The sequence below is a fragment of the Sediminibacterium sp. KACHI17 genome, assembly GCF_040362915.1.
Taxonomy (GTDB): domain Bacteria; phylum Bacteroidota; class Bacteroidia; order Chitinophagales; family Chitinophagaceae; genus Sediminibacterium.
Window position 1 is genome coordinate 2,576,181 of the sequence record NZ_AP029612.1, and the last position, 17,229, is coordinate 2,593,409.

The 17,229-nt window shown below is 38.1% G+C and carries 15 protein-coding genes; 7 read left to right on the forward strand and 8 right to left on the reverse strand.

What is annotated here, in order from left to right:
- Positions 1 to 39 precede the first annotated feature (39 nt).
- A complete protein-coding gene (locus tag ABXG83_RS11475) occupies positions 40 to 630 on the forward strand; it encodes a hypothetical protein (RefSeq protein WP_353549007.1) in 591 nt (196 codons plus the stop codon).
- A 7-nt stretch (positions 631 to 637) separates the two neighbouring features.
- On the opposite strand, the gene ABXG83_RS11480 is transcribed toward ABXG83_RS11475, so the two are convergent.
- Positions 638 to 2,971, reverse strand: a complete 2,334-nt coding sequence (locus tag ABXG83_RS11480) for a two-component regulator propeller domain-containing protein (RefSeq protein WP_353549008.1) — start codon at positions 2,969 to 2,971, stop codon at positions 638 to 640.
- A 123-nt stretch (positions 2,972 to 3,094) separates the two neighbouring features.
- Here ABXG83_RS11480 and ABXG83_RS11485 point away from each other — a divergent pair, with 123 nt between their 5' ends.
- From ABXG83_RS11485 to ABXG83_RS11510, 6 genes are all read left to right on the forward strand, one after another.
- Positions 3,095 to 3,328 carry a hypothetical protein gene (locus ABXG83_RS11485; RefSeq protein ID WP_353549009.1) on the forward strand — a complete coding sequence of 78 codons (234 nt, stop codon included), beginning with the start codon at positions 3,095 to 3,097 and terminating at the stop codon, positions 3,326 to 3,328.
- Positions 3,329 to 3,471: 143 nt separating this feature from the next.
- The gene (locus tag ABXG83_RS11490) at positions 3,472 to 3,663 is read left to right on the forward strand and encodes a hypothetical protein (RefSeq protein ID WP_353549010.1); all 192 of its coding nucleotides are present in this window, start codon (positions 3,472 to 3,474) and stop codon (positions 3,661 to 3,663) included.
- A gap of 18 nt (positions 3,664 to 3,681) precedes the next feature.
- Positions 3,682 to 3,879 carry a hypothetical protein gene (locus ABXG83_RS11495; protein ID WP_353549011.1) on the forward strand — a complete coding sequence of 66 codons (198 nt, stop codon included), beginning with the start codon at positions 3,682 to 3,684 and terminating at the stop codon, positions 3,877 to 3,879.
- 64 nt (positions 3,880 to 3,943) lie between these two features.
- Positions 3,944 to 4,411: a CPBP family glutamic-type intramembrane protease gene (locus ABXG83_RS11500; protein WP_353549012.1), complete on the forward strand. Its 468-nt coding sequence runs from the start codon at positions 3,944 to 3,946 to the stop codon at positions 4,409 to 4,411.
- Complete coding sequence (locus tag ABXG83_RS11505) at positions 4,404 to 5,582, forward strand: HlyD family efflux transporter periplasmic adaptor subunit (protein WP_353549013.1); 1,179 nt, start codon at positions 4,404 to 4,406, stop codon at positions 5,580 to 5,582. The genes ABXG83_RS11500 and ABXG83_RS11505 overlap by 8 nt, the downstream gene beginning before the upstream one ends.
- On the forward strand, positions 5,579 to 7,726 hold the full coding sequence (locus ABXG83_RS11510; protein ID WP_353549014.1) for a peptidase domain-containing ABC transporter: 2,148 nt from the start codon (positions 5,579 to 5,581) through the stop codon (positions 7,724 to 7,726). The genes ABXG83_RS11505 and ABXG83_RS11510 overlap by 4 nt, the downstream gene beginning before the upstream one ends.
- Before the next feature lie 3 nt (positions 7,727 to 7,729).
- On the opposite strand, the gene ABXG83_RS11515 is transcribed toward ABXG83_RS11510, so the two are convergent.
- The 7 genes from ABXG83_RS11515 to ABXG83_RS11545 form a co-directional block, all read right to left on the reverse strand.
- Positions 7,730 to 8,380 carry a response regulator transcription factor gene (locus tag ABXG83_RS11515; RefSeq protein ID WP_353549015.1) on the reverse strand — a complete coding sequence of 217 codons (651 nt, stop codon included), beginning with the start codon at positions 8,378 to 8,380 and terminating at the stop codon, positions 7,730 to 7,732.
- 7 nt (positions 8,381 to 8,387) lie between these two features.
- Positions 8,388 to 9,167 carry a sensor histidine kinase gene (locus ABXG83_RS11520; RefSeq protein WP_353549016.1) on the reverse strand — a complete coding sequence of 260 codons (780 nt, stop codon included), beginning with the start codon at positions 9,165 to 9,167 and terminating at the stop codon, positions 8,388 to 8,390.
- 739 nt (positions 9,168 to 9,906) lie between these two features.
- Positions 9,907 to 10,353, reverse strand: coding sequence for a hypothetical protein (locus ABXG83_RS11525; protein WP_353549017.1), 447 nt, complete (start codon positions 10,351 to 10,353; stop codon positions 9,907 to 9,909).
- Positions 10,354 to 10,589: 236 nt separating this feature from the next.
- The gene (locus tag ABXG83_RS11530) at positions 10,590 to 11,780 is read right to left on the reverse strand and encodes a hypothetical protein (RefSeq protein WP_353549018.1); all 1,191 of its coding nucleotides are present in this window, start codon (positions 11,778 to 11,780) and stop codon (positions 10,590 to 10,592) included.
- 10 nt (positions 11,781 to 11,790) lie between these two features.
- A complete protein-coding gene (locus ABXG83_RS11535; protein WP_353549019.1) occupies positions 11,791 to 12,438 on the reverse strand; it encodes an ATP-binding cassette domain-containing protein in 648 nt (215 codons plus the stop codon).
- Positions 12,439 to 12,516: 78 nt separating this feature from the next.
- Positions 12,517 to 14,250: a DUF4836 family protein gene (locus ABXG83_RS11540; protein ID WP_353549020.1), complete on the reverse strand. Its 1,734-nt coding sequence runs from the start codon at positions 14,248 to 14,250 to the stop codon at positions 12,517 to 12,519.
- Between the two features lie 68 nt (positions 14,251 to 14,318).
- Complete coding sequence (locus ABXG83_RS11545; protein ID WP_353549021.1) at positions 14,319 to 17,219, reverse strand: glycoside hydrolase family 3 N-terminal domain-containing protein; 2,901 nt, start codon at positions 17,217 to 17,219, stop codon at positions 14,319 to 14,321.
- Positions 17,220 to 17,229 lie beyond the last annotated feature (10 nt).

Here is a 17,229-nt window from a genome sequence, read left to right on the forward strand (position 1 = left end):
TGCATACATTTCTGTAAAATCTGCTATAAATTTACTGGTATGAAGTATTCTTTAGTCCTCTTGCTTTGCTGTTTATTTGGTATGCATATTAGTGCATCAGCACAAGTTCCTGCCAGAAGGTATGATAGTTCTATGAAGATCGGTAAGGCGGGTTATAAGGTAACCTGTAACAATCGTAATCCGGAAAAGAATACCATCAATATTTCACCCATAGGATTCAGTAATGAAGTGCGTGATTTTAGTTTTGAGATCAAAGGTCGTATTCTCAGAGCTGAGGTAGATGATGTGAACAGAGATAATTACCCTGATCTTTTATTGTATATCTATTATGGGGATACACTGAATAAAGGAAATATTATTTGTATTAGTTCAGAAGCCAATAACAATGTTGTTCCTATTGGGTTTCCCGATATCGTTGATGATCCTAAATTAAGGGAAGGATATCGTGGGTTTGATGAATTCAGGGTCATGGAAGGAGTCGTTACCCGAAGATTCCCGCTTTTTACACCAGATAGTCTTGGTGCACAGCCAACTGGAAAAATGCGACAAGTGATGTATCGTGTTGTACCTGCTGAAAAAAGCGGATTCAAATTTCAAGTATCTCGTACTTACGATTATGTGAAACAGTAGTATTTATTTATCTGTTTGAAGTGATCACAATCTTAGTAGCAATGCGTTCTTGACCAGAATCATCTCTGATCAATACTAAATACACGCCACTAGCCACTTTAGCTCCGAGATAATTTCTTCCATCCCAAATTGCTTGTCCACCTAAGGATCTTGTTTGATAGACAAGTCTCCCATTCAGTTCTGTGATCTTTACCAATGCTTTATCTACCAAACCTCTTATGGCAATGGTACCATTGAAAGAGGGTGGAACAGGATTGGGGAATACCAATACCTTGCTTTGAGTTTCAACAGGAGTAGTGGCAGTACTTCTAAAGCTGCATAAACCTTCAAAAGTAGCGATGAACAATTCGCCGTTGACAGGATCGATGCTTAATTTTCGAACATCATTACTTAAGAGGGGACTATTTTCTGCTGTAAATCGATATATCACTTTCTCTCCATTCGAAGAGAGCAGCCATAAACCATTTCGAGTGCCTACCCATTTTCTGTTAGCGCCATCAACTGCCATACATTGTACAACTTCATCACGAAACAATAATCCGGCAAAGCGATCTTGTTGTACGATGGGTTGAATGGCTTCACATCCTGCAGGAGTAAATGCTGATTCAGGACAACGAATGATACCGATTCCTCTATCTGTTCCCACCCATATTGATCCATCTCTGTCTTTTACAATACTGTATACATTAGAAGAAGGCAGATTACCATTTCCGGCACCTTGTCTGTAATATTTCCATCGGTCATCGGCAATATTATCAATGTCATTACCCGGGTTGAAACAAAATAGTCCATTGCCCTTCGGACTCATGGCCCATATCTGGTCAAGATCGTCAGTGATCAATTGTGATAGTGCATTTTCTGTATGCGTAAATGGAATGGAGAATGATTTCCAACTATTGTCTCTCTTGCGAACACTCAAGTTTTGTGCGGCACCATAATTGGCTACCCAAAGTTGTTGTTTACTGTCAAAGGCCAATCCACTCACGCGAATACTTCCCGGATCGCCGATGGCAGCTCTTAAACTACTATTGTTTTGTTTGAAAATACTGAACTGATCATTTGCAAAACGAACCAGTCCCCCTCCATAACTTCCTGCCCAAACAGCTTCATCTCGGGGATCGATAGTGATCGTAATAAAATCCAATACTGAATCCAGTACGGGAGTGTTGAAGAAACTTTTTGAACTCCATGTATTTTCTTTCAGCAGATAAAAACCATCTCTGTTGAATAAATAATTCCAGGCGTCATTAACACTACCTGCAGCAGCAACAGTGATGTTTCCGTTGGAAGCCAATTCACCGGTAGCAACACCGGGAGGTCCGTTAGGGATGAATCTATCGGTTGCGTTACCTGTCCTGGATAAACCACCAAAACGATCTGCCACCCAGATCTGCCCATTATCAACTATTGCAGATAATGGAAATGAAATGATACCACCAGCACTGATCGTTCTTGCGATCGTTCCGTTGGTGTTCATGATCAATACCCGCGCACTTCCGGAAGCCGTTCGTTGACAAACGGTGAATTGATTACCTGCAGGTGTGATAGATACAATGGGCCAATTGACATCGTGGTATAATAGCTGCCAGTTCGTACCATTTTGAATGAATAGGGAATCTCCTTTTTGAACAATGATATTATTATTTGCTACGATCACGTTTTTGATACTACCTGAAGGAAGTTGATGGTTGCCGCTAACTAGAATCCAGTTCCTGTAGTTAGCAGGATTATTGATGTTTGCACTCGTTGTTTTTAATCCATCTTCTGTAGCTGCATAAAATAGATTGTTGTGGATCGTAAATGCATTCACTTTAACCTGAGTGCCATTGTTGCCAATGATCCAGGTATCCTTGATTTCTCTGCGTGTAAGATCGGCGACGATGATGCCGAGTCCACTAGACAAATATGCCAGTCCATCTTGACAAAAAATTTGTTGGATAGATTTATCACCGGCAATGGTGCTACTGGCAATATCACGGATGTTGTATACAATACTTCCCTTGAGCAGATCGATATTGCTATTATTATAGGCGATGATCAATTGGCTAGTCGTAGCATCCCATCCGATACAACGAACACCAATATCATTAAGCCCGGTTACTTTGGAATAGCGAGAGGGTTCATTTTTATCATCAATGGAAAATAAGGCCTTGGTGGCTGCACAATACAGTCGATCCCCTTTTATTACCTGAATGGTTTGCTGATAGTTCAGGTGTTCACGCCATTGTCCAATGGGAGGAACTTGCGCAGTAACGGTATCACAAATGAAGAGATAATTCATCAACCCAATAACTAAGGGTAGTACTCTTTTATAAGTAAACAAGTGATCCTTCATCTTCATAAGTAAAGTTACAGGATAAAAATATAGGTATTTCTACCACGAAGTTCTATCATAAAAATCAGGTGTTTTTACGGATTTTATGGATGAGAAAGCAGTCTATTTTGGCGGTCTAAATGATACAATATGTCGACTAGAATTGCTATTGAGCAAATACGGAAGATCAATCAGCTGATCATTAAAAAGAATACAGGTAAACCGGCTGAAATGGCTGTTAAACTTGATTGTTCGCTTACTACCTTATTCACTTATCTCGCGATGATGCGAACGATGGGAGCACCTATTCAGTATAATAAATTTAAGCAGACTTATTACTATGAGGAGGAGGGAAACTTTGTGATCGGGTTCGTTCCGAAATAAAGTTTTTTTCATACTCCGCATGTCTCGTATGAAGTGTGATTAGTTTAGCATCAGATTCATGGCCATGAATGGGAGTATTGTCGGTAAGCCTTGTATCTCGCGCAGGTACAGAAGACGCGATATTAAAAACTAAAACCATTGTTATGAACAATCAAATTGTAGGACTGAAGCCCTTGTCAGAGCAAGAGCTCATCAGTATTGAAGGTGGTGCTATTCCGTCTTGGTTGAAAAATTTCGGATGGGGTAGTCTAGTAATGGATGCCATAAAACACTGGGATGAGATCAAGCGAGAGTTCCGTAATGGATGGCATTTTCCTGAAAAACATAGTCATTAACCTTTAAATCTAAAAACTATGAAAAAGAAAAATCAAGCTTTAGAACATTCTTTTGAATGTACTCCGCTTTCATTTAATGAGCTCACATCTATAGATGGCGGCAGTATTTATGGTGATTTGGCTTATTTATTTGGAGCAACATTAAGATGTTTTCGTGAGTTTACTAAAGGTGCTGTACAATACCAAGCATCTTTACCTCCAAGTCTTAAAAAATAAAGAACAGATCAATGGTCTCGCTTTAGCGAGGCCATTTTATACTCTGCAACTAACAACCTGTATTATGTCTATAATTGATAGAAAACTAAGTTGGGTAAATAAAATATCCATTCGTAAACTTATTTTGATAGCGTATTGCATTAATCTTTCTACCGCTATTTTATTTGGTTATGTGCTATTTCCAGATGAGAATGCAAATCCTGATAATTTATCAATAGGTTTTTTCTTTATTGCTGGGGTACTTGTGGGACCATTTCTTGAAACATGGTTGGTACAATACACCATAATGGAATATGGTTATAAGTGGACAAAAAAGTATTGGCCTGGCTTTGTACTGAGTATTGTAGTTTTTTCTGCTTTACATCATTATTCAGTACCCTACATGCTCAAAACTCTTATTTCAGGAACAGTTTATACTTCTGTTTATTTTGTTTGTATGATAAGAAAGTGGAATGGATTTTTATATACTTCATGTGTACATATGCTGTATAATTTTACAGTGCTGATCGTTAATTATTTTATTGATGCATAAACAATATGATCAGTTGTTGGATATCAATCACAACATTCAATTTTACCTTTCAGGATTTTCTCCTTATACTAAACTCTTCTATTGGTCATTTATAGGCATCTTTCTGTGTAGCATTGGAATACTTCCATTTTGTTATGTAAACGTAATCACTAGAACTGAAGGAATCATTCGACCTTTTGAAGAACGTACCGTTGTTCGGAGCCTGGTCAGTGGAACTATTCAGTTCGTCTATTGCAAAGATGGGGGCAGGGTGAAGAAAGGCGATACTTTATTGATATTAGAACAACCTAATTATCAAGGACAAAAAAAGTATCTCACACAAAAGATTCTTCAATGTAAAGCAAGGATCAATGATTTGAAATTACTGACTCAGCATGAACCATGGAGTGATTCTAGTATCCTTCAGAATCTGAAAACATCATTGTATCAATCGCAATACCTGCATTTCAAAGATCAGCTGCAGGAAAAAAACTTAATCAATAAAAAGCTGCAAAAAGACATGCGTTTATATGATCCTCTGGTTCGAGAAAAAATAATAGCGGCTAATGAGTTGGCTGATATCGGTTATCAGTTATTACAATCGTCTGCAGGATTTCAATCATATATCAGTCAACAGATCAGTCGTTGGGAGTCTGAGTTGCTAGAAGAACAAAAACAGTTGACTGATGCGGAAACTGAAAAGCGCAATCTGCTTATAACTACACAATCTTTTGTGATCAAGTCGCCAATCAGTGGAACGATACTCATACAAGATCCTTTATATGTTGGTAGTTCTATACAAGCTTCTTCCGAATTGTTATCAATTTCTCCAGAACACGATCTAATTGTTGAGTGCTGGATGCCACCAGCAGCATTGGTTACCCTATACCAGGATCAAAATGTAACCTATACCATTCCTGAGATTCGCAATCAGATGTCAAGTGTTTTACAAGGAAAAGTGATCTCAATCGCAAAAGATTATACGCTGATCAATAACAGACCTATGTTCAAGGTTAGATGCAGTTTGAACCAAAAGCAAGTTGAGTTAAAAAATGGATTTTCTTACTTGCTTGGCAAGGGTTTACTACTCGAAACAAGATTTTTACTTGCTAGGAAGAGTTGTTGGGAACTACTTTACCAACAGTTGTATGATTGGTTCAATCCTGCTACACTTACTAAATCAACTGTATGAGTGTAAAAATGGTCTGTGTAAAACAGCGAGATGTTACAGATTGTGGAGCAGCCTGTTTAGTATCTATAGCAGCTAGTTATGGAACTAATTTTTCTGTGAGTAAGGTCAGACAAACAGCAGGTACAGATAAGTGCGGTACCAGTATGTTAGGAATGGTAGAAGCAGCCACTAAAATGGGATTTAATGCCAAAGCTGTTCGAGCAGGCATAGAAGTTATCAGACAAATTCCACTGCCATCTATTGCACATGTGTTATTGGAAAATGGATTGCAGCATTTTGTCGTACTGTATAGTATCAAAAGAGAGCAATTGGTATACATGGACCCAGCGACGGGAACACTGGTCAAAAGCAGGCATAGTGATTTCAGTAAAATATGGACAGGGGTATTGTTATTACTGGAACCATCCGGGTCGATCTTAATCGCTCATAAAACGAAATCGACAAAGAAAAGGATCTATGATCTACTTACTGCCAATGGATCATTATTATTACAAGGTTTTATTGGAGCATTGGTATATACACTTTTAGGACTTTCACTGAGTATCTATATCCAAAAATTGGTAGATACCATTTTGGTGGATGGAGATTTGGGTCTCTTAAACTTGGTGAGTATCATGATGATATTTCTATTGTGTATTCAACAGTATACAGGAACGTTTAAGACCTTATTGGGGTTGCAGGTAGGACAACGAATGGATGCAACACTCATCAGCCATTATCTAAGACATTTATTAAAACTTCCGCAATTCTTTTTTGATACAATGCGCAAGGGAGAAGTGTTGAGTCGCATCAATGATGCTGTCATGATCCGAAACTTTGTAAGTGATACTGTGATGCAAATTGTAGTGAACTTATTAATATTGATTTGCTCTTTTCTGGTTATGTTTTTGTATAGCATCAAACTAGCACTGATGATGCTCTTGTTACTGCCAATCTATGGTATTTTATACTATTTAAGTAATAAAATCAATCGTTATTGGCAACGAAAACTGATGGAGAAGGGAGCGACGATGGAGACGGAGCTAGTTGGTACTTTGCAGGCATCTACAACCATCAAGCGTTTCGGACTTGAAGAAGTGATGATAGAAAAAAATGAATCTGGCCTGATCGCTTTATTACGTACAGTGTATGATACAGGCATCAGGAATATTGCTCTTTCTTCTGTTGCAGAATTTGTAACCAGATTTTTTACACTATTGATATTGTGGATCGGATCGATACTTGTCATCGAAAAGGCACTTACCCCGGGTACATTACTTTCTTTTTATAGCATCATCGGATATTTCACCGGTCCGGTATTGGTATTGATTGGTACTACAAAAAGTTTTCAGGAAGCGATGATCGCAGCAGATCGGTTATTTGAGATCATGGAATTGGAACCGGAAGAAGCTTCACAAGTAGGCCGTCTACCACAGTCTTTTAACGAAGGGGATATTGTATTTGATCAGGTAGGCTTCAGGTATGGAAGCAGGCAAACGGTATTCAACGAGTTATCGTTTCAGATAACAGTAGGATCTTGTATTGGCATAGCCGGTGAAAGTGGATCAGGTAAATCCACACTATTACATCTTTTACTGCGCTTATATCCAATTCAGAAAGGTCATATATATATTGGTGGGGTTGATATTAATGACATAAGTCTTCCTGTATTACGCGAGAAGATCGCTGTTGTGCCACAAGACACTGATATACTTTCCGGAACCGTCTTGGAAAATATCTGTCTCAATAAAAATATAGTTATCGATGACGTGATACAACTTTGTCAACAAGTAGGACTGGATGATTTCATTCGCAGTTTACCGGAAGGATATCATACGGTTTTACAGGAGCAGGGGTCAGACCTATCCGGTGGACAAAAACAAAAGATAGGAATTGTGAGGGCGTTATACCGACGTCCATCGGTCTTATTACTGGATGAAGCAACGGCATCGTTGGATACGATCAGTGAATCAGCAGTGCAGGAATGTTTACAATATTATCGCCGAAGAGGCGTAACGATCATGATTGTAGCACACCGATTAACCACACTTCAATTCTGTGATGAAATTTTAGTTTTACAAGACGGAAAACTAATTGAGAGAGGTTCACATGATGAGTTGATACAGCAACTCGGTCTATATGCAACCATGTGGGATCAGCGGTAAAATTTATACACTTACGATACCATGCTTAATCGCAAAGATGGCTAACCCGACCCTGGTTTTAATATCCAGTTTCTTGAAGAGGTTATCGCGATAGGTATCCACGGTACGTGGGCTGATATGCATTTCTTCAGCGATTTCTTTATAGGTCTTATCTGAGCAGATCCATTGTAAGAAAATGGTTTCATTCTCGGTAAGACTACTAAGCGGAGAGCCATCGCCTAGGAATGAATCTTCATTACTGATATAGTGCATGAGTTTATCACTCACCAGTTCATTGATGAAATAACCTGTATCACGAATATTTTCGAGTGCTTGTTTGAAAACTTTGGGTTTACTGTCTTTGAGTAAGTAACCACGTGCACCATTTTTTAACATGCGAATAATAGCAATATCATTTTCCAGCATGCTTAAAACAAGTACCCTGGTTTCAGGCATGTTTGCTTTGATCCATTCAGCAGTTTCAAAGCCGTCCATCAAAGGCATATTGATGTCTAACAAGACAATGGCCGGTGGCTTATTGGTTTTCAAAGCCTCCATAAACTCTTTTCCGTTCCCGGCTTCCATAATTACTTTGAAGCCTTCAAATGAATTGATCATTGAAGCGAGACCGCTACGAAGTAATTCATGATCGTCCACAAGTGCTACAAAGGTCATACAAAAGTTATTTCGATTTTGCCTGCAATATAATGGCTGTTCCGTTTCCCGGCTCACTTTTTATATCAACAGTGGCGTTAATCATTTTTGCTCTGTTAAATATGTTCTGTAAACCGATACCCGGCCCGGCAGTTTTAAATTTTTCCATGTCAAATCCAATCCCATTATCCCTAATGATCAATTGCACTTCATTTTCGTTGCCTTCAATATCTACTGCAATTTGATCCGCTTTCGCATGTTTCATGATATTGTTGATAATTTCCTGCACCATCCTAAACATGATCAGGTCCGTATTTTTATCAATACCTGTGAAATTTTCAGCTACTTTAAGATCTGTTTTATATCGACCACTCTTATGCAAGTTATTTAATAACTGCCTGATTGATTCAACGATTCCGATATCCTGTATTCTATTGGTTTGTAAACTATGGCTTAGGTCTCTCAAATCTTTGATCGCTTTTCCCAGCAGCTCATCAGTATGTTCCATTTTCTCATGATCAGCGATATTACTAAAGGTACTTAAGTTTAATCTTACGAGGCTTAATACCTGACCAATGTTATCGTGTATTTCTCTACTGATATGAGTAAATGTTTGTTCTTGTATCTCCAGTTGAGATTTAAGAATTGTTTGCTCAAATCTATTTTTCATCTCATCTCTTTCTTGCTGAAATTTTCGTTGTCTTCTTAAGAAGATAAAGACAATCAGTAACAAGAAAAATCCGATTAAAACCAGAAATACTGATGCTATAACGATGGTGATAAGGATATCTTCTTGTTCTTTCGGCATAGAATAAATGCTATGATAAATGAGCCGTATAATACTACGTTCAGACTGTTATTAATAAAAGAATATATAGCAGTTCCTTGCTTTCCTAATGCTGCGCTTGTAAGATATTCAAAAAGTGCATTAATAATAACAGAACCCAAATAAAAGATTAAAAGACCAATAGTGACCCAGAAAAAAGGATGCTGCGATAACTTAATATTAATAGAGTCTGGCAAAATGGATTCATACAAAAAAAAGCAACTATACACTACCATAAAGAATGATCCCAATAAAAAAGTATAGCTATGGAACTTTTGTGTGCCTTGGATAAAACTAATATTTAGAATTACTAGCGTTATATATATTGGAATTACCATTGTGATGATTCTTCGAAGTGTTTTATTCTTTAAATAAATTAAGAAAATCAATGAATAAAAGACAAATTCACAAGTGGTAAAAATATTGAAAAGCATATAACGGACAGATCTGTCGATATTAGGGCTTGTTAGCAAATATTTAGCTATACATTCTACAACAACTGTCGTTAAAAGAAAAGGGATGAAATAAATAAATCCCTTATGGTTCTTTAAATACTTAAGGCAAATGAGTCCGGTTAAAAGACTTGCTATTTCAAGGAATAAGTGTAGATAAAGACGAAAAAATTCGAGCATGTACCTAAATTAAGGAATAAACCCCTTCCACATTGGAAGGGGTTTATCTAATTTTTTAAATCAAACTATTTATTAATAGTTAATATCTATTAAGGGACTAATCCACCATGGTTTAAGAATCTTTCAGCAGCATCATCAAAGTTACCTCTTACATTACCATTATTAGTTTTCTTGTCACCTGAGAAGAAAACGGTCATACGACCATTCTCATACATACCAAAGTTGACATAGATTTTAGAAGAACCACTTCTTCTCAATACACTCAGGTAGTTTTGAATATCTTTTATATCGAAAGAAACTGCGAGTGATTTATTTACTCCAGAATTAGCATATCTAGCAGCCATTTTTGCAGCCTCGTCACGATCAATGATACCTGGGATATCAGAAGCATTCACTTCGATAGCTGTAATTGTTTCAGAAGTATTTCTGTTATTAACTTCATTGGTAACACCATCCTGTTCTTTCTGGCAGGCTACCAGAAGGATGGTAACTACTGACAGTAGTAAAACTGTGCCTAAGATTTGAAACTTTTTCATCTAATCTGTTTTTTAATAGGTTTTGACCAAGGTTTAACTTAATAGGTGTTACAAGTTGTTAGATGAGACTTATCCAAATTTTATTCCCATCAAGTACAAAGTTCTGCTTTTTTTCTTATGTAGACACTATTTATTCACGGAATCTGCTTAGGTGTTTTCACTGAATTTAAGTTCGGTGTTTTAAACGAATATTTTTAAATATTATTCGTAAAATAATTGATAAACAATTTTTTGAATCAATAATTTCGAATACTCGTGTTGATATTTCTTCTATTAAGAATATAGATAATCAATAATATAAAGAATGAAATCCCCATCGTAATAGGAGAAATGAAGTATGAAATAAATGCGGATTGTTGTTGTAAAAACAGCGCAAATCCATATTGCACAAGCGATATGATCAGCAATGAACATAATACGATCCATATGTTCGATGGAAAAAATTGTCGTATCAAAAAGGAGCGTAATTGCGAAGGCGAAGCGCCCAAAGTGAGCAACAATTTTATTTCCTCTTTACATGAGCTGATGGTCAGCTGTATGAACAATGTAAAGATCAACATCGCAAATAAAAACATCAGTAGTCCTGTTACACCGGTAATATTAACGACCATTTCCACGATCTGTCTGTACTTACTGAATCTTGTTTTATCCTGGTCTGTTGTTAATTGCTTTTGCTTCAAGTAACTGATCAATTCAGGATGTCCAGGATCTTTGGTTCTGATAATGATTCTTGATGGAGCACTGCCAATATTTTTTCCATACAATTGATTTGCATGGTTCATAAATGATTGAGGGATCAACAACGATGAAACTCTATCACTGAACCCTACTACCTTACCTTTAAATACCCGTGTTGTTCCATCAGCGCCATACACATTTATATTGAAGAATATCATTTTTACCACTTCTCTGGTTAACTGTGGCAGACCTTGTGAGAAAGAGAATTGAAAGTTATAAATATCCAGAAACATACCTGGTACGATGATCGGGACATACCCACTGTTTTCATTCCAATTCCATTCTTTGGGGTTAATATCTAAAAAAGCATCGGGCACACTTTCAAAAGCGATATCTGTATAGAACGGAAAAACATCACTGCTACTTTGAATGGAAGCCTTGAATCTACTGGTTTGCAAAACCCCTATGGCTTCGGTAAAAGGTTGCGCTTTGATATCATTAATCTCTTCTTCTGAGAGTACTGCTTTTCCAATATTTTGATCAGTTAGTATTTTATTGACAACCAAAAAATTCGCTACACTATCTCTGTTCTGTTTTCCCTGTAGCAGTTCATTGTAATTGACCTGTATCTGCACTGCTGCTAAGATCAATAACAATGCAACAGACAAGCCAATGATGGACATTGCATACCTGGTTCTGCCGGTAGCAGTTCTGATCAGTTTTTTTAGAAGAATATTCAGATCATTCATAAAGGACTTCTTATAAATTCAATATTTGATCATACGGAAAATGATGATCATCATCGAGATCGGTAATGATAAAACCTGCATTTCTGTCTTTGCATTCTTTCATGATCAGTGCAGCAGCTTTTGCAGTATTGGTCTGATCTAAATGACTAAATGGCTCATCCATCACCAACATCGAAAAAGGATGAATCAATGCTCTGATGATCGCAACTCTTTGTTGTTCTCCATAACTACAAATGCTTGCCTTCTGTTGAAGAATATGTTGCACACCTAATTCCTCAGCCATACTAAATATCTTTTCCCGATCACAGTAAGGTTTCTGTAAAACTCTTTTCAGTTCAATGTTTTCAAATGAAGTAAGGTTGGGAAATAAACGCAGGTCCTGAAAAACGATACTGATCTTTTCCTGTCTGTATCTTGATAGCTGCTCTGCTGGCAATTGCTGTAAGCTCACTCCATCCCATTCTATTTTTCCGGAATAGTCTTCGCGTAGTTTGTACAATGAATGGATCAATGTTGTTTTGCCTGTACCGCTCGGTGCTTTGATTTTGGTCCATTGCCCTGCTGTAAAACTAACCGTACGATTCCAAATATCAGAACCTTGCAACTGCACCTTATCTTTTAAGGGCAGTGGCACAACGTTATGTAGTGATAGGATCATTGCTCTAAGTTATCATTCAATAGGGTCAAATAAAAAGTCCTGCTGTAACAGGACTTTTTATCGACTTAAAATATTCAATTAGTTAGTACGTATGATGGCGGGAAATCCTCCAGGAAACATTTTTTCTTCCATTTCCTTTTGTCTGCGCGCTGCCACCCGCATGTCTACTGCGATATCTGTGATCAGACTGGTGAGTGTAACCAGACTATTTTGTTTTTCATTCTGCATGCGAACTTCAAATACTCCTTTGATGCTCTTTCCATCAAAATTATCTGAAGTACCGATGATGTCTTTGAATGTTTCTTTTGCAGTCTTCATGGACTGGTTATAATCTCCGCCATTATTATAGAATCCACCAATGGTATTGGCGATATCAAAATAGATCACAGTTGATTTTCCTTTGAATCGATTGAGTGTTTCGGTATTGATAACAGCTTTGTTATTACCAGACATGTACTGCGTATAAGTGAGTGAATCACTTGCGATCACGAAATTTTTATCATCAGCTACCATGAAGATGCCAAATGCTTTCATCAGATCACCACTTTTATAATTATTACCTTCTTTATTAAAGTACCCGAGTTCTGTTGCTTTATCCATCAGTTTTGTAAAGCTTGCTTTATCTCCAACCGGAGCATTCAGGATCATTTTGCCCATTGGTTTTTTAACCGTCATCTCTTTCTCATCATTTCTTTCCTGAGGCTCAGGCTGTGAAGAACCAAGATCTGATACAATCACAGCGATTTCTCCTTTTAAAGATTTATACAGATCCTGTACGGAGAACCCTGTTTTTTCCATCATGCCATTTACCAATCCTTCTACTTCCAGTTGTTTTAAAAATCCACCAAAGATCTCAGGATTAAAAGAAGCCAGTACAATACCATTGATCTTATCTGAAGGATATCTTTCAATCATGGATAAGTTTACAGTGGGGCCTGCATATTCTTTGAGGATATTACTTACCAATGGATTGGTATAGGTGGTAGATTTAGCTATGATTTTTCCATCTTCAAAACTGAGTGTAGAAGCTGAATAGTTGTCTTTTAATAATTCTTCTACTTTAGGTAATGAAACCGGTAACATACTTAAGGCCGATAAAGAACTGTTGGATGAAGTAAATGCATAACCATCTGCTTTCTCTTTAAACATTCCGGTGAATTCTTTCACGCCCGCCATTGAAGCATCTTTCGCCTGAGTATAGTAGACCTTTACCTGCTCTTTCATTTCTGCTTCTACATTCTTTTTTTCGGGGATCTTAAATTGCATTGTAACAGTATCATAAGTAGGCTGCTGAGAGAAATTGTAGATCGTAACGATTACATTTTTTTCGCTCCAGGAAATAATGGTATTGTCTTCTGCTACCAAATATGAATAATCTTTTTCCTTTACTACTGTCTTCTTGTTGAGATCGTCTTGCTTCTTGAGCCATGCTTCAAACTTGGTTGCATCGGTCAAACCAGCCATCAGATTCATGACTGTGGTGCCGCCTTCTGGAGTTGAAGGATTTCCTTTCTGTGATAGGAAGAAGAAGAACTGACTTTGCCAGTTCATTCCGGCATTCGTTCTGAACTCGTTGATCTTTTCTTTGTCTTTTGTATCGATTGAATCATTTTTAAACACACGGCTTAGCAATGTATCAACACTGATACCCCCTTTGGTAAGCTTATCCTGCATAGCACCCGGATCTAAAACGATCACGGCACTGGATGATTTAGGAATAAAGCGAGCCTCTTTCGGGCCACCGCCTGAGCAGGATGTGAATATAACCGCAATTACAATTACGGCTAAAATGGATTGCAGAGCAGACTTCATATGTATACATTAATGATTATAGTATACGAAGTTAAAGCCTACGGGGTAAAATTCGAGGAAATCTGGTTTTACTTCACAATAGCTCCATAAATGGCTTCCTGTATGTTTGGACGCACATTTAAACGGCCCAACTTATTGCCATTTCGGGTTGGATTTACCCGATTTGAAAGAAAAATGTAAACCAGTTGCTGTGCGGGATCGACCCAGACACAAGTGCCAGTGAAGCCCGTATGACCAAAAGTTGCAGGTGAAACACTCAGGGATGGATAAGGCTCTTTTCTGGTGGCATTGTCTTTTTCAGGTTTATCAAAACCCAATCCTCGGCGACTTACCTCACTATTGTAAGCTGTGAATTTATCAATGGTAGTTTTATTCAGTAATCGTACGCCATTCAGCTCACCTCCGTTAAGTAATAACTGGTAGAGTTTTGCAAGATCATATGCATTACTAAATAAACCGGCATGTCCTGCAACACCTCCAAACATAGCCGCGCCTTCATCATGTACATCGCCATGAATGTGTTGTCTGCGAAAATGGGTTTCTACTTCTGTGGGTACCAGATTGCTCAAAGGCATCGACTCGCGAGGTTTATACATGGTTGTAGTCATGCCCAGTGGTTCATAAAAAGTTTTACGGACATAATGATCCAAACTCATTCCACTTACAGCTTCAATGATCTTACCTAAAAAAATGAAATCATTATCGCTATACACATACTTACCTTGCTCTGATAACTTGCTGGATAAAATTCTGCTGAACATCGTATCATTCCAGTCATTACGCAGGTATACATTTTCAGCAACCCGATATGCGTATTGAGGTGTTTGTGTTTGCGTAAAATATTGTGGGAACGGAATTCCGGTTGCGGTATCGATCACTTCGCGATAAAAGGGGATAAAAGGATTCAATCCTGCCTGATGCAGTAAAATGTCCACAAGCTTTAGTGGCGCTTTATCTGTGCCCTTTGTCCAGTTGAGGTAATCACCCAATGTTTTATTCAGATCGATTTTTCCTTCTTCATACAATTTCATGATTCCCATTGTCGTGGCGGAGATCTTAGTAACAGATGCCAGGTCAAAAACCATATCATTGGTCATACGTGTGGTACGATCAGTATTTGTATGACCAAATGCCTGGTGATAAATCACTTTGCCATTTTTTGCTGCCAGTACTACCATTCCTGGAGCGGCACCACTGTCGATTGCAGCTTGGGCAATGACTTCGATCTGTTTTAAAGATTCACTACGTATGCCAACGGATTCGGGTTTAGCAACGGGTAGACTATTATCATACACAATGCCATCGCCAAAACGAAATCCTTCACAAACAGTAACCGGTAATTTTCCTTTGGCGTTTATTTTTCCTACAAGTAGATCAGCAGCTGCCAGTTGCGTGATCTCGTCATCTTCATAACATACGACCAGATTGCTGCTGTTACAGATATATTGAACTGCATAGGGATTACCAAATGCAAATGTGATCGTTTTATTGCCTTGTAGCTTGTTCAATAGTTCCAGGCTGTTTTTACTCAGACCAAACTGATTGGCAGGTCTGCGATTATAATTGTGAAATCCTACGACAACCGCATCATAATTGTTAAGCTGCTCAAGGATACTGTTGATTTTAGTGATTGTGTCTTTATTCTCGAAAAAGAAAAGATCAGCTTTAAGATCCTGCTGTACTCTTGTTGCAAAAGCATTTGCTTTGCTGATACCAATACCAACAAAAGCCACTTTATTACTGCGCAGTGGTAAAAGGTTCTCATTATTCTTGCGAAGCAAGGTCAAAGCATTGGCAGCAAGCGCTTTTTTGATCTCATTGGTTTTTGCATTCAGGTCTTCTGCTAAGTTCTCAGTATTGATCACTTGTTTTTTGTTTAGACCTAGATGGTATTTTGCCAATAATACTTTTTTGACGCGTGCATTCAGATCTTCCCAAGTAAGCTTCCCTTCTTTGATGGCTTTTCTAACCTTTTTAATACTACCCGGCACATCACCTGGTAAACATAGCATGTCATTGCCTGCGATGAGTGACATCACTGAGGCGTCTCCTTTCGGGAAAAATTTAGCAACACCCTGCATTTCCAAAGCATCTGTAAATGAAATACCTTGATAGCCAAGTTCATTGCGTAACAGGTCTGTTACATTTTTCGGCGATAAAGAAGTTGGAAGATTTGCAGTGGTATCAATCGACGGAATAGCCAAATGTGCAATCATCATACTGCCTACACCTGCTTTGATCAGCTCACGAAAAGGATATAACTCCAGCTGATCCAGTTGTGCGCGTGATTTATTGATAACAGGCAGATCATAATGTGAGTCCACACTTACGTCACCATGACCGGGAAAATGTTTGGCACATGCCATCACACCTACATCCTGCATACCCTTCATGTATTGTACGCCAAAGAGTGCAACCTTGTATTTATCTTCTCCAAAACTTCTGTCGTTAATGACAGGGTTCATGGGATTGTTGTTGATATCAATATCCGGTGCATAGTTCACATGAATTCCTAATCTTTTACATTGTTCACCTACAGCCAATCCAAACTGGTAGATCAGCTTTGCATCCGGAACAGCACCCATCATTAATTGGCGAGGAAAGTTGATCACACTATCTAAGCGCATACCCAATCCCCATTCACCATCAATTGCGATCATCAATGGCGTTTTAGCGATCTTTTGATAGAAGTTGGTGAGATTGGCCTGTCTTACAGGTCCACCCTGAAAAAAACAAAGTCCACCAACATTGTATTTTTTAATAAGTTCTGTGACCTCTTGCACGTGTTCTTCCCCTAGATTACTGTGCGCACGTATGATCATGAGTTGTGCGATGCGCTGGTCTTTCGATAATTTGCGGAATTGTTTTCTAACCCATTTATCAGCTTCAGGCGTATGCTCATAAAATTGCTGCGCAGTGATGCTTGTGAAAATCAATGCAGAAAAGAAAAAGAAGAAAATTTTTTTCATATGGAAGAGG